This window comes from Paraburkholderia hiiakae, from assembly GCF_904848665.1.
In the GTDB taxonomy this organism is placed as follows: Bacteria; Pseudomonadota; Gammaproteobacteria; order Burkholderiales; family Burkholderiaceae; genus Paraburkholderia; species Paraburkholderia hiiakae.
Map to the genome: position 1 here is coordinate 83,097 of NZ_CAJHCQ010000027.1, position 16,159 is coordinate 99,255.

At 60.9% G+C, this 16,159-nt stretch carries 15 protein-coding genes; 14 read left to right on the forward strand and 1 reads right to left on the reverse strand.

Features of this window, described 5'->3' with window-relative positions; all coding sequences use genetic code 11:
- Positions 1–1,017 precede the first annotated feature (1,017 nt).
- From JMY28_RS34410 to JMY28_RS34450, 10 genes are all read left to right on the forward strand, one after another.
- Positions 1,018–1,743, forward strand: a complete 726-nt coding sequence (locus tag JMY28_RS34410) for a hypothetical protein (protein ID WP_201700345.1) — start codon at positions 1,018–1,020, stop codon at positions 1,741–1,743.
- 545 nt (positions 1,744–2,288) lie between these two features.
- Positions 2,289–3,284 (forward strand): helix-turn-helix transcriptional regulator, encoded by a 996-nt coding sequence (locus JMY28_RS34415; RefSeq protein WP_236597178.1) that lies wholly within the window; start codon positions 2,289–2,291, stop codon positions 3,282–3,284.
- Between the two features lie 119 nt (positions 3,285–3,403).
- Positions 3,404–3,538 (forward strand): hypothetical protein, encoded by a 135-nt coding sequence (locus tag JMY28_RS39400; RefSeq protein WP_268960696.1) that lies wholly within the window; start codon positions 3,404–3,406, stop codon positions 3,536–3,538.
- Between the two features lie 325 nt (positions 3,539–3,863).
- Positions 3,864–5,504, forward strand: a complete 1,641-nt coding sequence (locus JMY28_RS34420) for an ATP-binding domain-containing protein (protein WP_201700347.1) — start codon at positions 3,864–3,866, stop codon at positions 5,502–5,504.
- Between the two features lie 23 nt (positions 5,505–5,527).
- The gene (locus tag JMY28_RS34425; RefSeq protein WP_201700348.1) at positions 5,528–5,962 is read left to right on the forward strand and encodes a hypothetical protein; all 435 of its coding nucleotides are present in this window, start codon (positions 5,528–5,530) and stop codon (positions 5,960–5,962) included.
- Positions 5,963–6,027: 65 nt separating this feature from the next.
- Complete coding sequence (locus JMY28_RS34430) at positions 6,028–6,840, forward strand: GTPase (RefSeq protein WP_201700349.1); 813 nt, start codon at positions 6,028–6,030, stop codon at positions 6,838–6,840.
- A gap of 2 nt (positions 6,841–6,842) precedes the next feature.
- Entirely contained in the window at positions 6,843–7,328 is a 486-nt protein-coding gene (locus JMY28_RS34435) for a hypothetical protein (protein ID WP_201700350.1), read from the forward strand.
- A gap of 52 nt (positions 7,329–7,380) precedes the next feature.
- Positions 7,381–9,153, forward strand: coding sequence for a GTPase (locus JMY28_RS34440; protein WP_201700351.1), 1,773 nt, complete (start codon positions 7,381–7,383; stop codon positions 9,151–9,153).
- Positions 9,150–10,691 (forward strand): GTPase, encoded by a 1,542-nt coding sequence (locus JMY28_RS34445; RefSeq protein WP_201700352.1) that lies wholly within the window; start codon positions 9,150–9,152, stop codon positions 10,689–10,691. Before JMY28_RS34440 ends, JMY28_RS34445 begins: the two co-directional genes overlap by 4 nt.
- A gap of 80 nt (positions 10,692–10,771) precedes the next feature.
- The gene (locus JMY28_RS34450) at positions 10,772–11,206 is read left to right on the forward strand and encodes a hypothetical protein (protein ID WP_201700353.1); all 435 of its coding nucleotides are present in this window, start codon (positions 10,772–10,774) and stop codon (positions 11,204–11,206) included.
- Between the two features lie 534 nt (positions 11,207–11,740).
- Here JMY28_RS34450 and JMY28_RS34455 read toward each other — a convergent pair.
- The gene (locus tag JMY28_RS34455; protein WP_201700354.1) at positions 11,741–12,352 is read right to left on the reverse strand and encodes a 3'-5' exonuclease; all 612 of its coding nucleotides are present in this window, start codon (positions 12,350–12,352) and stop codon (positions 11,741–11,743) included.
- 815 nt (positions 12,353–13,167) lie between these two features.
- Here JMY28_RS34455 and JMY28_RS34460 point away from each other — a divergent pair.
- The 4 genes from JMY28_RS34460 (at position 13,168) to JMY28_RS34475 (ending at position 16,147) form a co-directional block, all read left to right on the forward strand.
- Complete coding sequence (locus tag JMY28_RS34460) at positions 13,168–13,491, forward strand: plasmid pRiA4b ORF-3 family protein (protein ID WP_201700355.1); 324 nt, start codon at positions 13,168–13,170, stop codon at positions 13,489–13,491.
- The gene (locus tag JMY28_RS39595) at positions 13,442–13,882 is read left to right on the forward strand and encodes an IS1096 element passenger TnpR family protein (protein WP_201700356.1); all 441 of its coding nucleotides are present in this window, start codon (positions 13,442–13,444) and stop codon (positions 13,880–13,882) included. The genes JMY28_RS34460 and JMY28_RS39595 overlap by 50 nt, the downstream gene beginning before the upstream one ends.
- Positions 13,816–15,219, forward strand: a complete 1,404-nt coding sequence (locus tag JMY28_RS34470; protein ID WP_201700357.1) for an ISKra4 family transposase — start codon at positions 13,816–13,818, stop codon at positions 15,217–15,219. Before JMY28_RS39595 ends, JMY28_RS34470 begins: the two co-directional genes overlap by 67 nt.
- 145 nt (positions 15,220–15,364) lie before the next feature.
- The gene (locus tag JMY28_RS34475) at positions 15,365–16,147 is read left to right on the forward strand and encodes an SDR family NAD(P)-dependent oxidoreductase (protein ID WP_201700358.1); all 783 of its coding nucleotides are present in this window, start codon (positions 15,365–15,367) and stop codon (positions 16,145–16,147) included.
- Positions 16,148–16,159 lie beyond the last annotated feature (12 nt).

Sequence of the window (16,159 nt, forward strand, 5' to 3'; positions counted from 1 at the left end):
TGATTCGCTTTCGCACCGAAGCTATGTTCCCACTCTCTGGAGGCGGTTGTTAGGCAACGGTCGTGAGTCACGGGTCGAACAAGTTAAGCGGTGCAGGTTCGAGCTAGGGCGTCCAGCAGTTCTGCGAAATGGGGCAAAAAGTCGATCTCCCGAAGTTCGTCGGCGGGCTGATCCAGAACGTGTTCCAGGCGATTGTCGATTCGTCGGTCCAGCAGATGGCGCGCTAGCGGCAGCAATTCCTCGCATCGATGGTGATGCTCGGAATAAACCGCATCGTGATAACAGATGGCCACATCAACGCGAAGGTCGTATTCGACATGCGTGCTTCCGATACCGCGGGGCGCGTCTCCAAGGCCTCGCTCTACGACCTGAACCGCGATACGTCGACGACGAGCGCAAGCGTGAGCACCGGTGGCTGGTTCAATCCGATCCAGGCCGGCATCAGTACGACGCAGACGAGCGATCACATGACCACGGTATCGGCTACCGTCGATGACACGTCCGAATCGAAGGCTCGGGTGAAGGCGCAATTGAGCGGCGAAGTGCGGGTGAACTTCAAGACAGGCGGCAATCCGGCTGCTTCAGCACGCGTCTGTGCAGCGCGCCTTCGGCACGCACGACCTGTGGGACGCCGTGCGGTCGCTGGCGCGACGCTACCTGCGCACGCAGCCGGTCATCGAGTCGCGGGTGGAGCGCGCCAAGGCCGGCTTTGCGGTGCTGACCTGGCTCGCGTCGGTCGCTGCGCCGCTCGCGGGAGGCGCGACTCCCGTTCTCGCGCCCGGCGACCCGGTGCACGTGAACGCGATGACCTGGCTGCAGTCGAGTCTCGACCTCAGTGAAAAGTTGGGCGGCGCGGCCGGGAGCTGGCATGCATGCCGTTGCCCGCGACCCTCAGCCGCTGCCCGCGGTGCGCCTCGCGGTGCGAAATCTGCTGTCCGGGACGCCTGGGTTCCGCTCGCTCGCGGCGGATGACAGGAAGGCGTTGGCACGGCAACGGTGCGTGTGTGCGCCGCCGCGATGAACCTGTTGCTCGAAGAAGCCAGCGGCGACGCCGACGCGCATCGCGTACTGTGTCAAACGCACGATGGCGGCACGCAGCGCACGCCGGCGGCGACTGCGCTGGGCAATGCGGGACAGGCGTTCAGCGGTGTGGCGACCGACCGGCTTGCGAGCACGACACAACGGATCCTGAACGCGGTGTCGTTTCCGCGCTTCGTAACGGTTCTGATCAACAGCGTGTTCAAGGCGATTACCGAATCCAACCAGCAGCAGATGCAGTCATTTCTCGATCTGCTGCGCAACGTTGCGTCGAGCACGGACGATTTTGCCGACGCCAATCTCAGCACGGACCATGCGCGGCAGTGGCTCGTCGACAGTTTCCCGGGCTCGTTCGAGCTGGCGGGCGACGACCCTTTAAGTGACGATGATGGCGACCGGACGTCGGGCGATGCAGACACGTCGTGCACAGTGCGCCTGAAAGATAGCGCGGCAAAGCTGCCAGACGGCGCGCTACGCATGGTACTTGGGCTGGGACCGAACGAATCGGTGCCGAGCGGCGATCCGGAAGCGGTGCTCTTGCCATTCGCGCGCCGGGAGTTGGCGCAGGAACGTCAGCATCCGGGGTGCGGAGGCGAAGATGACCAACACAATCGCCTACGTTTCGACACAGAGGACCCAGACCACCGAGGAAATGAATACGGCCCGCGATCTGAATTCAGCCGTCGAGCTGAATATCGAAACTGACTACCTGCCACTCGACCGGTTCGTGGGGAGAGGGTAGGTGGACCGCATTAAGGCCAATACGCTGAATCCCGACGCGGAAGAAAAGGCCGCGATCGCGAGGCAAGTGCAGAAAAGGCACAGGCGTCGCGGCTTGCGTCACTGGACAGCGATCTGGCGCCGGCGCCCGCAACTCGTCCTGCGCCGGCGTCTTCGAATACGCAGGCGTCGGGCGCAAATGCCGGGACAGGCACTCGCGCGGCAGCGGGTACGGCGGCCGCCGCAGCTGTTCCGGGCGCGGCCAGCAGCCCAGGAAGTGGTGTGTCGTCTTGAGCTGTCGTCCCACGATTGACTTTGGCGCCGCCCGCTGCGAGCACCGGGCGTACGGCGGCAAATTGAATTTTCTGGCGCAGTTAGCGGCCCCACAGCGGTCCTCGGGCGTGTGATCACGCACAGCGCCCGAACTCTGGAATAAACGCTTAAGAATTCGAAAACCCAGTCGTTAACTAAAAGTATTCCATCTGAACGGCTTTTCCGAACCTACTTTCGAGATGCTGGACCGAGAAATTATGCTGGTTCTGCCCGATGCGGGCAGAGATGACCTACCGCTTTCGACTCGAGAGATCCACCGCAAGCTCAGTGTCAACGTCCTCGATCCACGGTCCTTGCGGACGGTGCATCGCGAGCTGGACGAGATGCTCAAAAGCGGGCTGGTCGAAGTGGAATGGCGCGGGCGTGCCAAGTATTGGCGCAAGGTGGCAGGCGCGAGTGGCCTTGCCGCGAAGGCGGCCGGGATGATGACGCACGATGAGGCACTGGCCCTTCAGACCTTGCGGCGCTTTTCAACGTGGCGAATTCCGACGCTGGTCGCGGAAACGCTGGCGCCGTTGTTCGACGTGGCGGGCAAGCGGCTGGCGGCGGCCAACAGCGAGCATGAGCGTCGTTACCGCAAGTGGATCGACAAGATCGAGGTCGAAACTGGCGCCTTCTCGTTGCAATACCCCGAGGTCAACCGCGATATCTTCGCAACGGTTTCGCAGGCGCTCTTCAACGAGCAGCAACTCGAAGTCGTCTATCAGCCTCGCACGAAAACTGACAATGCAGATGCGAAGATCGTCTACCCGCTCGGGCTGGTAGAAGTGGGCGGGCTGGTGTACCTCGTGGCGGCGATGCAGCGCCATCCGAAGCCCGCGATGTACCGGCTGGATCGTCTTTTGCGCGCAACCATGTTGCCCGAGTCGTTTGCCTATCCGCGTGGATTCCGGCTTTCGGTATATGTACGGGAGCAACGCCAGTTCGACTTCATGGTAGAGGGCGAAATCGACCTGAGGCTACGCTTCAGGAATGGAGCAGGGAACCATCTGATCGAAGCACCAATGTCCGACGATCAGCAAACCGTCCAGAATGGCGACACACTCGATGTTCGTGGCACTGTGCTGTCAACCCAACGGCTTCGGTGGTGGCTGCGCGCGTTCGGCCCGAACATCGAGATCTTGCACCCAGCGGCCCTGCGGGCGGAGTTGGCGGCGGAGGCCAGAAAATTGGCCGCACTCTATGAGGGATAGTGGACGCTCGCTCGCCGGTGTCCATTTGGGGCGTCGGACACGATTTGTCTCACACGGTTGCTATCTTGAGAGGGCAGCACACCGATGCTGTCCTATCGAACCCATGGTCAGGAGCGAACATGTTGACGAGTTGCCAATCTTCCCCCCTGCAACATCTGGCGGCATTTGCGATTGTTTTTGTGGCAGCGGTGGTGGGGACTGCTGCAGTTGGCGCCTATGTCGATTCGGTGAAGGCCGACGCGCAGCGGGGATAAATCGATCTGTGGGAATGGATGGAGGGTTTGACGTAGTCCTCCGGATTCCACGCAACGCTTGCCAGACTTTCTATGCCAATACGTCCAGCACCCTTTACGTTGAAATGCGGTCAATGCGGATGGAAACATACGTTTGCCCCGCAAAGCGATGTTTTACTGCCGCAAATAGATATTCGTTCGCGTTGTCCGCGCTGTGGAGCCGTCGAATTGGCACGGTCGCGGGCGAATTTGATCGAGCAGGTGTCGAGCCGGTTGAGGCACGTTTGGCCGCGCACATGAGTGCACCGGGAATTGATTTGCGCCCGTTCTCCAGGATGGATGATTAATGGCGCGTATTCTTCCCGACGGCTGGAAGGCACTACGCGCGACAGGAGGGGCTGCGCGCGAGATCGAAACGCTGGAGCAGCTCGAAACCGGCTTGCCCGATGGCTACACGGTCTATCACTCGGTGCACTGGACTCGACTCGCGAACGGTTTCTCGGTGTTCGGAGAACTCGACTTCGTGGTTGTCAGCCCATCCGGCCGGATCATGGCGATCGAGCAAAAGGCGGGAAGCCTGGAGGAAACCGCCGAAGGCCTCGCGAAAACCTACTCCGGCAAGCCGAAGAGCGTGGCGCAACAGATATCCCGCTCGGTGTCGGCGTTGCGCGGCCGTCTGTCCGACGCGTTCGGGCCACGCAACTACGGCGTGGAGGAACTGCTGTATTGCCCGGACTACACCGTCATCAATCGCGACATTGCGGGTGTGCCTCCTGCTCGTATCGTGGACGCGACTCGTGGCAAATGGCTGGCAGACATCGTCCAGCAGATATTGCCCGCCGACGAGCCGCTGCTGCCCTGCCATGACAGCATTCATCCGTTTCTGGCAGGCGAGTTGTCGTTGATGCCCGACGCGGGGGCGATGATCGGTACGGCATCGCAGCTTGTGACTCAGGTGTCGAGCGGATTGGCCACGTGGGCGCGCAATATCCATGTCGAACCCTTCCGGCTGCGGGTGAACGGTACGGCCGGCTCGGGCAAGACGCAACTCGCGATCGGCGTTCTGCATGACGCGGCTGCGGCCGGCAAGCGCGCGCTGTACGTGTGCTTCAACCGGCCATTGGCCGATTACATCGGGTCTATCGCGCCGGTTACCGCGAGCGTGATGTCGTTCCACAAGCTCTGCCGTGGACTTGCCGACGACCTCGGCGTGCGTGGTGAACTTGATCTCGACGACGAATCCGTTTGCTCGGCCTTGAGACAAAGGCTGCGCGAGCAGGAGCAGCACTCGCTTTCGCGCTACGACGTGATCGTGGTCGACGAAGGACAGGACTTCCTGCAGCCCTGGGTCGACCTGATGGAGGGACTGCTGGCGCCCGGCGGTAGCTGGTGGTGGCTCGAAGACCCGATGCAGAACCTGTATCAGCGACCGGCGCTCATCTTGCCGGACCGTTGGGTCGAGGTTCGCGCGAAATCCAATTACCGGAGTCCACGCGACATCGTGCGACTTCTTGCGCAGTTGCAGGGACTTCCGCAAGACGTGGAGGCAGGAAGCCCCATTGACGGCTCGGATGTGGAGATCGTGGCGTACCCGGATGGCGCGGTCGTCGAGTATACCCGTCGCCAGCTGGATGAAGCGATTGCGCTCGGCTATCGTCCATCGGATATCGCGGTTCTTTCGTTTCAAGGGATGAAGAAGTCGGTACTGACTGGCATGGACCGCTTGGGCGAATGGAGTCTGCGTCATCCGACCGGCGGGTATGACATGGCCGGCAATCAACTGTATCGGGATGGGGAAGTGCTGTCCGATTCGGTGTTTCGCTTCAAGGGGCAAAGTGCGTCTTGCGTGATCCTGACCGAGGTGGACTTCTCACAGTTCGATGAAGTCGCGCAGTGCTTGCTGTTTGTTGGCGCGACGCGGGCAACCATGAAACTGATGGTGGTGATGTCGGAGCGAGCGGCGGGCGTATTGCTGGGTCGGGTGTGACCGGACGTCAAGCAACGTGGAGCATGGAAAACATGGCAGTGCGAACAAATGGCGAGTCGATGGATGGCGCCAAGAAGGTTTCCCGCAAGTCGGGTTTGCAGGAAGTGCAACAAGCGCTCGACCTGGTGCGCTCGCAGATCCGACAATTCGATTTCACGCCAGAACAGGTGTTCGGCTATCACGGCAAGGCCGACGTTTCGAACCTCAAGAGTGAGGAGTCGGGCGCGTCAGTGCCCGCTGTTGCGAAGAAGGCGGCTAGGAAGACCGCCGCAGTGAAACGCGCGGCGTCAGGAGACGCCCCCCGCAAGACTGGTGAAGGCGGCCCCGCGGCGAAGCGTACCGCAAAGGCGGCCAGCGTTGCAGAGGGCGCGCCGGCGGTCCCAACAGCTTCAAATACGGTCAAGACATCGCTCAACCCGGCGTCGGCCTGGCCGTTTCCGGCCGGCAGCCGCCGCTAACGTGCGCTCAACCCGGGCGGGACGATTCGACCCGCCCGCCTTTCGTCATTCATTGTGCTGAATTCATGGACTTGACAGTGATTTCAGAGCTGCTTCCGGAGCGCGCCGCCGACGCGGCTCGCTTCGCACAGCTCGCAGATGCCGGGAAGTTGCCGGTCGTGACGGTTTTGGGGAAGTTCAATCACGGCAAGAGCACGCTGCTGAACGAGTTGATTGGTCAGGGTGTATTCGCGGTTTCCGATGTGCGTCAGACGACGGATCTGGATGCCTTCGACCAGGAGGGCGTGCGCTGGCTCGATGCACCGGGACTCGACGCCGACGTCCAGATCGAGGACGACCGGCGCGCATTGCGCGGGAGTTGGGAGGAGGCGGACATCCGGCTCTTCGTCCACTCGGCGCGCGAAGGCGAACTCGACGGCAGCGAAAAGGCGCTGCTCGCCCAGCTTGCCGCCGAAGCCGCGCATTCCCGGCGCGAGGTGCTGGTGGTCATCACGCAGATCGAGGAGGTGGGTGAAGAGACGCTTGCCGACATCCTCCGTATCATCAAGCAACAGGCCGCTTCACTGGAGATCCTTCCCGTTTCGGCGATCCGCTACCGGCGCGGACGCGAGGGCGGCAAGCCACTGCTGATCGAGAAGAGCGGCATGCTGGCGCTGAAAGACCGTATAGCCCATGCTGTCCGCCAGGTTTTCTCCGCACGGGCCGAAGAGCGGCGGATGACGGGCATCCTCCTGCGCGCGCAACTGGCCTCCGCAGGGGCTGACCGTTATGCGCGCCTGAAGACACTCACGACCGAGCGTAACAGGCTGATGACGCACTTCAAGAACGAGTTTGAGTCGCTTCAAGCAGATATTCACAGAAAAATCGGGGCGATCTAGGCATGGGCTTCTTTTCCAGTTTGGGCAGTATGCTGGAGTCGGTGGCAGACACGGCGCTCGAATCCATTGCCGACGGCATTCAGAAAATATCGGACGCGATTCCATCGCCAACGTCGTCTTCGTCCAGTAGCAGCTCGTCGTCGGCTTTCCAGGCGGAGGTCGCGAAACGGGCGGGCGCACGCCGTATTGCGGAAAGCGAATCGGCGGTCATACTGAAGAGCTTCTTTCAGAAACACCAACTCGCCGTCACGGATGCGGAAATCAAGGAACTGGTCACGGCGTGCTCAGCCACGTCGACGCCCGCGGTGTCGATGAAGTTTGAGATACGGTATCAGGACACGGCTGAGATGCAGGTGCGTGTGGCCGAGATGGATAGCCTGAACGCCGAAATCGAACGTTTCGAGCAGGCCGCGCAGGCGATTCGTTCGTTGATGGCGCAACAGGATGCAGCCGCGAACGGTGAGGGAAGCGTGGTGGCTCAGCCATGAGCACCGGCCGCATGACTGAAACATTGAATCGAATAACTCGCGGGGCCGGGAAGTGAACGGGACGAAAAAAGCGCCGACATCAGAAGCGCATTTCATTGAGAAGTTGAAGCAGTTCGAGTTCGTCACACAGAACATGCAGGTCCGGGTCGACGAACTGAACGGCTGGAAGGACAAACTGCAGGCGAAACTCGTCCTCGAGCCCAATGACGTCAAGGGGATCAAGACTGACGGCGCACTCGCGCGCCAGATCCACGAGCTTCGGCGTCAAATCGGCGAATGCGTCGCTGGATGGGCGCACGGGCTCGACAGTAGCGGACCCATGCGACGCCTTAGCGAGCAGTTTGGCGGCCAGGGCATCCTGCTTGTCTTCGGCAAGGTGAATGCTGGCAAGAGTTCGTTCTGCAATTTCCTTGCGGAGCGATTCAAACGCCATGGCGAGCCAGTCCAGTATTTCTATTTCGAAAACGGCAAAAGTATTGATACACAGGGGCCGTTCGTCGAAGCGGCAACGGAAGCAACGGCACGCATTCAAGGAATCCGACTCGGTAGCAGGCTTATCTTGCTCGACACGCCGGGCCTGCACTCGGTCACGGACGAAAATGGCAAGTTGACCAAGAGCTTCACCGACAGTGCCGACGGCGTTCTGTGGCTCACGAGTTCGACGTCGCCGGGCCAGGTGCAGGAACTCGACGAGTTGCGCGAGGAGCTCAAGCGGGACAAGCCGTTGCTTCCCGCTATTACGAAGAGCGACATGTCGGAGGAGGACGAGCTCGACGGTGCCATCGTTACGATTCTGAAGAACAAGACGGCGGAAAACCGCAAACTGCAAGAAGGCGACGTACTCCAACGTGCGCGAGCCAAACTGCGTCAGGCTGACATGGACGAGGGCCTTGTGCGTGCCCCCGTATCGGTTTCGGCACTGGTGGTTCGCAAGAGTCCGGAGCCTGATGAGGCCCTGGAGGGGGCGGGGTTTCAGCGTCTGTTCGGCGGGCTCACCGAGATCACAGAGGCCGCGACGGAAATCAAGAAGCGCAAGGCGGCCGTGCTCATGCTCAGTCACCTTGAAAAGGACGTGGTGCAACCACTGAGCGAGAAGATACGGCCGCAGCTCAAGATCATGCGCACGAAGGCAGCGGAAGCGGCGAAATCGCTGGACGCTGCAGCACCAAAAATCGGCAGCAGCGTGCTGGATGAGGTGCTCGGCGAACTGGCCGATCTGCTCGAACGCCACAAATCGACGCGTGACACGGCCGCGGTGCATCGCGAATTGAGCGCTCGGGTTCACAAGATCGTGCAAGAGCACGTTGCGCGCGAGCTGGCGGAATACGCGCACGAGATGGACGCTGCCTTGGTCGCCCTGAAGGATGGCCAGTATGGCGCTTTCGACGATGTCACCGAAGAGTGTGATGTCACGCGGGGCCGCTGGAAGAAGAGCGCGGTCGCCGGGGCGGCGGGGATAGGCGGCGCAATCCTCGGCGGACTCATTGGTTCCCTGTTTCCGGGAGCGGGAACGATCGCGGGCGTGGGTGTGGGCGAGGCCGTTGGCGGCCTCCTGGGCGGTGTGGTGAGTTCGTTGCTGGGCGAAAAGGGCGGCGACTATCTCGTCGAGACAGAGCGTCTGAGCATTTCCGTGGGCGTGAGCTACACGCGCCTTTATGAGGCGATCTCAGAGGATCTGCGCAAGCGCCTTCCGGGTGCGGTTGCCAAGGTGGTCGAGCGGTGCAGGGAGAGCGTCCAGCAGGTGATGGCCGAGGTCACGCGCATCGAACGCGTCGTCGACGAAAGCGAAGATGAACTGGAGAGGTTGAAGGAGGCGTGCAAGTGAATCCGTTTGAACAATACAAGTCGCTGCTCGAACAGGCCGCGCCAGTGGCAATGAGATACCATCCGGACGCCGAGGCGATCATCGCCGAATGGCAGGAGCGTATCCAGAAACAGAAGATTCACGTCATGTTGTTCGGCGCTTACAACGCCGGCAAGAGCACACTGATCAACGCCCTTGTGGGGCGCGAGGTGGCGAAGGCCGGTGACGTGCCTACGACGGACGTCGTAGACTTCCACGAATGGGATGGCCACATGCTGCTCGACACGCCTGGGGTCAACGCGCCGATCGCGCACGAGGAAATCAGCCTCGAGCAGTTGCAGCGCGCCGATCTGATCGTGTTCGTGCTGCGCCAGGAAGATCAGGATGCGAGTGACATCATGAATCGCATCTTCGAACTGCTGGAACAGAACCGGCCTATCTTCATTGTCCTGAACTACGAAGATGGTGACCCCGCGCATATCGAAGCGATTCAGGCGCGCTTTACCCATATGCTTCTCACGTACGCCGGGCGGCGTGGATTCGACAAGGCGGCCCTCGGCACGGTGCCTACGATCCTCATGAACGTCAAGTCGGCTTGTCGCGCACGACTCGAAAACAAGGCCGTGCTGCTCGAGCATTCGCGCTTCGACGTCTTCATGCTGCGATTCCGCGAATGGCTTGTGCAATACAACAGCGAGAAGCAGCTTCTGCAACAGATCTACGCGGGGCTCGAACGCTCACTGCTGCAAACGGTGTCAGCGTCGATCGTCCGTGAGGCGACACCGCAAGGGGATATGCAGGAAGTCGACGCGCAGATCGGCCACATTACACGCGAGTACCGGTTGCTCACGAACGCGGCGTCCAGCAAGATTCGCGCGGAGCTGACGCTGCGGCGCCCGATGATTAGCGAAGCCATTGCACAAGGCGGTTCGCGCGACACGGTGATGGCCGCGTTGACGCAGGTTGGCGAGTCGGTGAGCGAGATCGTGCAGACCTGGCTGGAGAAGGAACTCAAACAGAACGTCAAGGGGCGTATTGGCGCGGCGCTCGTAGCTGACGGGCTCGAGCTTCCCAAGGGAAGCGACGCTGGCGGCAGCGAGTTCGGCAACAAAATGCTCGACGCTGCGCTTGGCGGGATGAAAGGCGTCCACAAGGAGCATGTGCAAACGCTGCTGGAGTTCGGCCGCAAGCTGAAGATTCCAGGCCTCAAGGGCCGCTGGACCAAGACGCTTGGCCGTTGGGCCGACAAGGCCGCTCCCGTGATTCAGGTGGTTGCCGTGCTGGCGGAAGTTGCCGTCGACTATTACGGCGAGGAGCGTGACGTGCAGGAGAGCCAGGACCGGACGTTGCAGCGCGGCCAGTGGCTCGATGAAGCGTACTCGCAGCTTTACTCGGGGCTGATGCAAAGTGTGACCGATGTGATTGCGCACGTGCAGCTAGAGGATTTGCAGCCTGTGGAAGCGCGTCGCAGCGAATTGCGCGCGAAGTTGGGCGCGAGCGATAAGGACCGAAGCGACTGGGCGGCGTTGACGCTAGCGTTTCAAGACGTCGCATTTTAGTGAATGAGCGCGCGTTCGTTCCTTGATCGTCGGATCGGTACGATATCGCCGGCTAATTGACAAACAAAACGAGGTTGAGCATGGCCGCATGGGACATGGCGAAGTCCGCCCTGAAATACGCAAATCCAACTGCGTGGCTGGTCGTGGAGGGCGTTGAACTGGCAGCCAATGCCGTTGCCAAAGCCTCCGCGCAAGGTGTCGATGAACTGCGCGCCGAAGTTGCGAAGCAGGATTTGCAGATGAAATTTGCTCAGCACCAGGCGCGCGTTGCGCAGGAACTGGCAATCGCAAGACGAATCGATAACGCGGAAGAAGTCGAAATCGAAGAGTTTTATAACGTGTCGGGAAAGGGCAATGTGGGGCTCACGGTGGACGCTGAGGGAGGCACCGGAACGTTGGGTTTGGGTGGAGAAGGCAGCAAAGTGACAAAGCGGATTTACCGGTTCAAGGGGCTCAACAAAGAGATGCAACAAGTGTTCGTCCAGAATCAGAGCGACGACACTTCTACGCCTTGACGTTTTACGGCACTCGTGTTGCAGGAGCGTGGGATCAACGATCCCCGCTCCCGACGTTTTCAAGGAATCGATAAATGGCCCTTCCCCGACGTTCCAGATGGGCGCGCATTGACGCAATCAAAGCGCGGTTCATCAGCCGCTCACTCTAGATCCACGTGCCGGATACGTGACATTGATAAGGCAACCCGCAATTACCGATCAGGTCGCCGATCGTAGTGGGCACGCCAGCCATCAGTGTTACGCTGCTCTCCCACAACGCCGGCGATCGAGTGGCCGTTTCGTGGGAGAACTGCTACCCGAAGATCGCGACCCAGTAGCGATCGAACGATTCTTGATCCCCTCTTCGACATTGCCTGTAAGAGCTGCTCGCCACCCCGCATTGCAAATTGCATTTTTTCACGCTGAATCAGTGTATTACGTCGAGATGCGGCGGATTTTTTGCGTTTGCCGGCCAACCCTCCTGTCGTCCTGCGCTTTCGTACTCGCGCTGGTGCTTTATGACAGGTCATGTCCAGGTTGTTGGGCGCTATGGGCTCAGTCGTTAGACAGCGAACCCAGCAATGTCGCAACCTTCGCCTTGCCGGTTTTCTGCAATCGAGCCATGAGGGCGTGATCGATTCGCTTGAGCCCGTAAGTTTGAGCGATGTCGTGCTGCAATCGGCACCATAGATGGCTGGTGACCTCAGCGTCAACCATCGCCCGGTGAGCACGACCCGATTTCGGTAACTGAAGCATCTCCGCCAAGCTAGCCAGGCGGTGACTCTGGGCGCGTGGGTAGACCCGCCTGGCGACGAGCATCGTGCAAGCAAATGAATGCTCCGCTGGCACTCCAAGCAGCCCAAGTTCTGCCTGCCAAAACCGCTTATCGAAACCGGCGTTGTGGGCAACGACGGGATGGTTTCCGACAAACGCTGCAGATTCCCTCATGACTTTCGATACAGGAGGAGCCGATGCAATCATGTCGTTCGTGATGCCGGTGAGAGCAACGACATCGGACGGGATGCGTCGTCCTGCGTTCATCAAGCTCTGGTAACGATCAACAATCTGGCCGTCACGCAGAAGGATGACGGCGATCTCGGTAGCGCGGTCGCCCAGATTCGGCGAAAGCCCGGTTGTTTCGAAGTCGAGTACCGCAACGGTTTGCATGTTTCTTTCGTTCACTAGTCAGTTGATGCCGTACTACGCACGCTTCCCCACGCCTGACGAGCCACCCAGGCAAGACGCCCATATCCCGGTGCCTGGCTGCATGGAGAACATCCTTATACAAAGCCAAATGGAGCGCTTCGTTTCTTCTTGCCGTCAAGCTGATAACGCCTTAGCTTGTTCGCCCGCTCCGGCCAGCTCGCCAACCAACGACACACCCAGAGCCTGAATTTTCAGGGTATTGGTGGCGACGCGCCCGGATCCGGACGCGTTGAATGAAGGGCGTATTCTACGCCTCGCGAACCGGAATTTTCTTATATCGGCTCTAGCGCCGTCGCGAGTGAGTGGGGCGAACGTGAGGGTCGACAGATGAAACGCCTGGACTGACGCGAAGCGCAGGCGCTGCGCGTTCATCTCGCTGGAGTTGAGGATTGCGAGTTCACCGGCACCGGGAAAGCCGACAGGTTCAGCGGAGGGCGGGGCGTGCGACTACATCCGGCGTTTTTTGAAATCGCTTAGTTTGATAGAAAAACATGCATCTTGTGATAAGAAGGATTATCTCAATGGCTCGGTCAAACGTCGAATTTTCGAGGAGAACTTGAGCCTGTTCGATGCCCCATTGCTGCCCACCCCCGTTGGGACGTTTCTGGCGCGACTCGCCGCCAGGGAACGAAGATTCTCGTGTTCGCTAAGGCGAACAGCCCGCTTCGCGAGCAGCGCGAGAATTACGAGACCAGCTGCGGTCGGGAGACCGCGCCAAAGCGGGGGCTGGAATCGGGTCTGCGAATATGACTCAAGGATGTGTCTATAGTGCTTCGATGGACTCCGACTCTTCCGAATCGATTTCTGTTCTCCAGTTGCGAATCAGTCTACGCGGGGTCAGCCCGCCTGTCTGGCGGCGGCTCCTGATTCCCGAGCAGATCACGATTGCGCAGTTGCATCAGGTGATGCAGCTCGCCATGGGCTGGAACGACGAACCCCTGCACCGGTTTGTCATCCGCCGATGGCGTTACGGCGAACATCGCGACGGCGCGTTGCAATTCTTCGACGGACCCGACACCCTGTCCCTCGCGGCGTTTGGCCTGCACGAACATGAGCGCTTTTGCGTACCTCTGCGACTTCACCTCGTGGTGGTTACATGACGTGCGCGTCGAGCGGCGCACGTGCGCCCAGCGATCAAGCCAGCTGCCGCGCTGCGTCGCGGGCGCCGGGCGTTGCCCGCCAGAAGACACCGGAGGTCCCGAAAGATACATGAACGCACTGGAAGTTCATGGCGAGCACGAATTTTTCGAGTGGATCGAGACTTTACGCGAAGGCCAGATTGACGTTAACGATCTACGCGTTGAGGCGGACGAATGGCTGATCTGGCTGGATCGGTGTTTCGACCGTCGGGCGGCGAATGAACGGCTGCAGACGCTTGCGCGGCAAGCTGACCGCCTAGGCGACGTGCCGGGCAGGAGGCTGCGATGCAGATCAGCGTGCAGATTGTGGTTCAGACTGAGGTCGACGAGCAGGCGAACATTACGGAGATAGCCCGCTTCCAACGGGAAGGCTTCGATGCGGGCTCTCTCGGCTTGCATCTTGAGGAGGCGAAGGCGCTGCTGGGCCGGCTGCAGCGCTCGATGATTGACGCGCAGGCCGCTGAAGCGATTGCGCGGCTGAGCGTGTGCCCGGAGTGCGGCTCCCGTTTGACCGTCAAGGGCCACCATCGCCTGGTTTGCCGCTCGGTGTTTGGCCGGCTATCGATCGACAGCCCTCGGTTGTATCAGTGCCGGTGTTCCGGAGCGGGGCGACGGTCCGTCAGTCCACTGGCCAGTTGCCTGTGTGAGCGGACGAGCCCCGAACTGCAGTATCTCGAGGCGAAATTTGCCGCGCTGATGTCCTATGGGCTGAGCGTCCGGGTACTGGAGGAGGTGTTACCGCTTGAGCATGTGCTCGCGGCCACCACGATCCGGCGGCGCGTCGCCACACTGGGTGGTCGCCTTGAGAGTTCGAAGGCAACGGTCGCCTGTGAGCAACGGCGATACGTCGATCTGCCCGCTGGCCGATGCGCTATTCCGCAGCACACCTCAGTACGCGCCGTCGGGATCGACGGCGGCTATATCCGGCTTGCTGGACACAGCAGTCGACAGGACGGCTGGTTCGAGGTCATCGTCGGAAAATCACTGCGCGATGACGGTCGCGGACACAGCTTCGCTTACGTTCACACACTCGAGCCCGAGCCTGCCGATCGGATGCTGGCGTTTCTTGCGCAGGAAGGCGTCGGCGCGGACCAGCCGATAACTTTCCTGTCCGACGGCGGCGACACCGTTCGCCGCGCCCAGCTCGACTTTGGCGATTGCGGCGAGAGGGTACTCGACTGGTTTCACGTCGCCATGCGGGTACAGAATCTCGAACAGATGATCAAGGGATTACGGGGCCGCAACGAACGGCCATGTGTCGACACGCTGATCGATAAGCTGCGCAGTGCAAAGTGGCACCTGTGGCACGGCTGCCCTTATCCGGCGCTGCAGCGGCTTGAAAGCCTGGGCTGGGAGCTCGCCACGGATGACTGTCCCGAGGAGGCCAGGCTGCTGGCCAGAGTAGAGGAGTTCATCGGTTACCTCGAGAACAACCAGCGCTTTATCGTGAACTACGGAGACCGCTACCGTCATGGCGAGCCGATCACCTCGAGCTTCGTCGAGTCGGCGGTCAACCAGGTGGTCAGCAAGCGCTTTGTGAAGCGGCAGCAGATGGCGTGGCGACCCGCTCATGCGCAAGGCCTTCTGCAGGTGAGGACGGCCGTTCTGAATGAGCAGTTGCGATCATGCTTCGAGCGATGGTATCCGCCGCTCGCTGGCAATGATCGCGCTCACGATATCGCGGCATAGAGCCCCCGCTTTGGCGCGGTCTCCAGATTACGGTCGAGGCGACCGTCGAGTGCGAGGGCTTGCCCAAACCTGTCTGTGTCGCGGCGATATTGCTGAACGAGCAGCGCCAGGGCAGATGATCTGGAATCCGAACGGAGAGTGCACTATGCGTTTCACGGACAAGGTGGCCATCGTCACCGGCGCGGCCAGCGGCATCGGCCGGGCGACGGCCCGGCGGCTCTATGACGAGGGCGCGACGCTTGCCCTGTTCGACCGCAATGCCGACGCGCTTGCCGCTGCGGCCGAAAGCATGGAGAGTGCGCGCGTCTGGTACGCCGGTCTCGACGTCGCGCATGAAGACGACGTGGCGAACGCCGTCGACCAGGTGTTGCGTCGCTTCGGCGCCATCGACGTGTTGTGCAATAACGCGGGTATCGCAGGCGGCGACTATTCACCCGTTAGTGAAACGCGCACGGATGTCTGGCAGCAAATCCTCGCGGTCAATCTGATGGGCGTTGTGCATTTCACCAAATGGGCCTCGCGCACGATGATCGAGCGTAGCCGTGGCGCGATCGTCAATACCGCTTCCGTGGCCGGTGTGCGCTCGGGCGCGGGCGGGAACGCATACAGCGCCTCGAAGGCGGCGGTCATCAACCTCACCATGACGAGCGCATGCGCTCTTGCGCCGTGGCATATCCGCGTCAATGCGGTGTGCCCCGGGCTGATCGAAACGGGTATGACGGCCCCGGTGTTCGAACGTGCGCGCGCAGAGAACAAAGAGGACCGACTCGGCTACCGGTGCGAGTTGCGCCGTCCTGGGCGCCCGGAGGAAGTGGCCTCCGCCATCGCGTTTCTTGCGAGCGACGACGCCAGCTATGTGACAGGTCAGGCGCTTCCGGTGGATGGCGGCAACACCGCTTCGCTGAATCTGCCGGGAATGAAGGTCTGAGGCCGTCGAAGG

Excerpts from the sequence above, each read along its gene's own strand:
- JMY28_RS34410 (WP_201700345.1), top strand. The coding sequence starts at position 1,018 with ATGAACCTGTTGCTCGAAGAAGCCAGCGGCGACGCCGACGCGCATCGC.
- JMY28_RS34415 (WP_236597178.1), top strand. The coding sequence starts at position 2,289 with ATGCTGGTTCTGCCCGATGCGGGCAGAGATGACCTACCGCTTTCGACT.
- JMY28_RS39400 (WP_268960696.1), top strand. The coding sequence starts at position 3,404 with ATGTTGACGAGTTGCCAATCTTCCCCCCTGCAACATCTGGCGGCATTT.
- JMY28_RS34420 (WP_201700347.1), top strand. The coding sequence starts at position 3,864 with ATGGCGCGTATTCTTCCCGACGGCTGGAAGGCACTACGCGCGACAGGA.
- JMY28_RS34425 (WP_201700348.1), top strand. The coding sequence starts at position 5,528 with ATGGAAAACATGGCAGTGCGAACAAATGGCGAGTCGATGGATGGCGCC.
- JMY28_RS34430 (WP_201700349.1), top strand. The coding sequence starts at position 6,028 with ATGGACTTGACAGTGATTTCAGAGCTGCTTCCGGAGCGCGCCGCCGAC.
- JMY28_RS34435 (WP_201700350.1), top strand. The coding sequence starts at position 6,843 with ATGGGCTTCTTTTCCAGTTTGGGCAGTATGCTGGAGTCGGTGGCAGAC.
- JMY28_RS34450 (WP_201700353.1), top strand. The coding sequence starts at position 10,772 with ATGGCCGCATGGGACATGGCGAAGTCCGCCCTGAAATACGCAAATCCA.
- JMY28_RS34455 (WP_201700354.1), bottom strand. The coding sequence starts at position 12,352 with ATGCAAACCGTTGCGGTACTCGACTTCGAAACAACCGGGCTTTCGCCG.
- JMY28_RS34460 (WP_201700355.1), top strand. The coding sequence starts at position 13,168 with ATGGACTCCGACTCTTCCGAATCGATTTCTGTTCTCCAGTTGCGAATC.
- JMY28_RS39595 (WP_201700356.1), top strand. The coding sequence starts at position 13,442 with ATGAGCGCTTTTGCGTACCTCTGCGACTTCACCTCGTGGTGGTTACAT.
- JMY28_RS34470 (WP_201700357.1), top strand. The coding sequence starts at position 13,816 with ATGCAGATCAGCGTGCAGATTGTGGTTCAGACTGAGGTCGACGAGCAG.
- JMY28_RS34475 (WP_201700358.1), top strand. The coding sequence starts at position 15,365 with ATGCGTTTCACGGACAAGGTGGCCATCGTCACCGGCGCGGCCAGCGGC.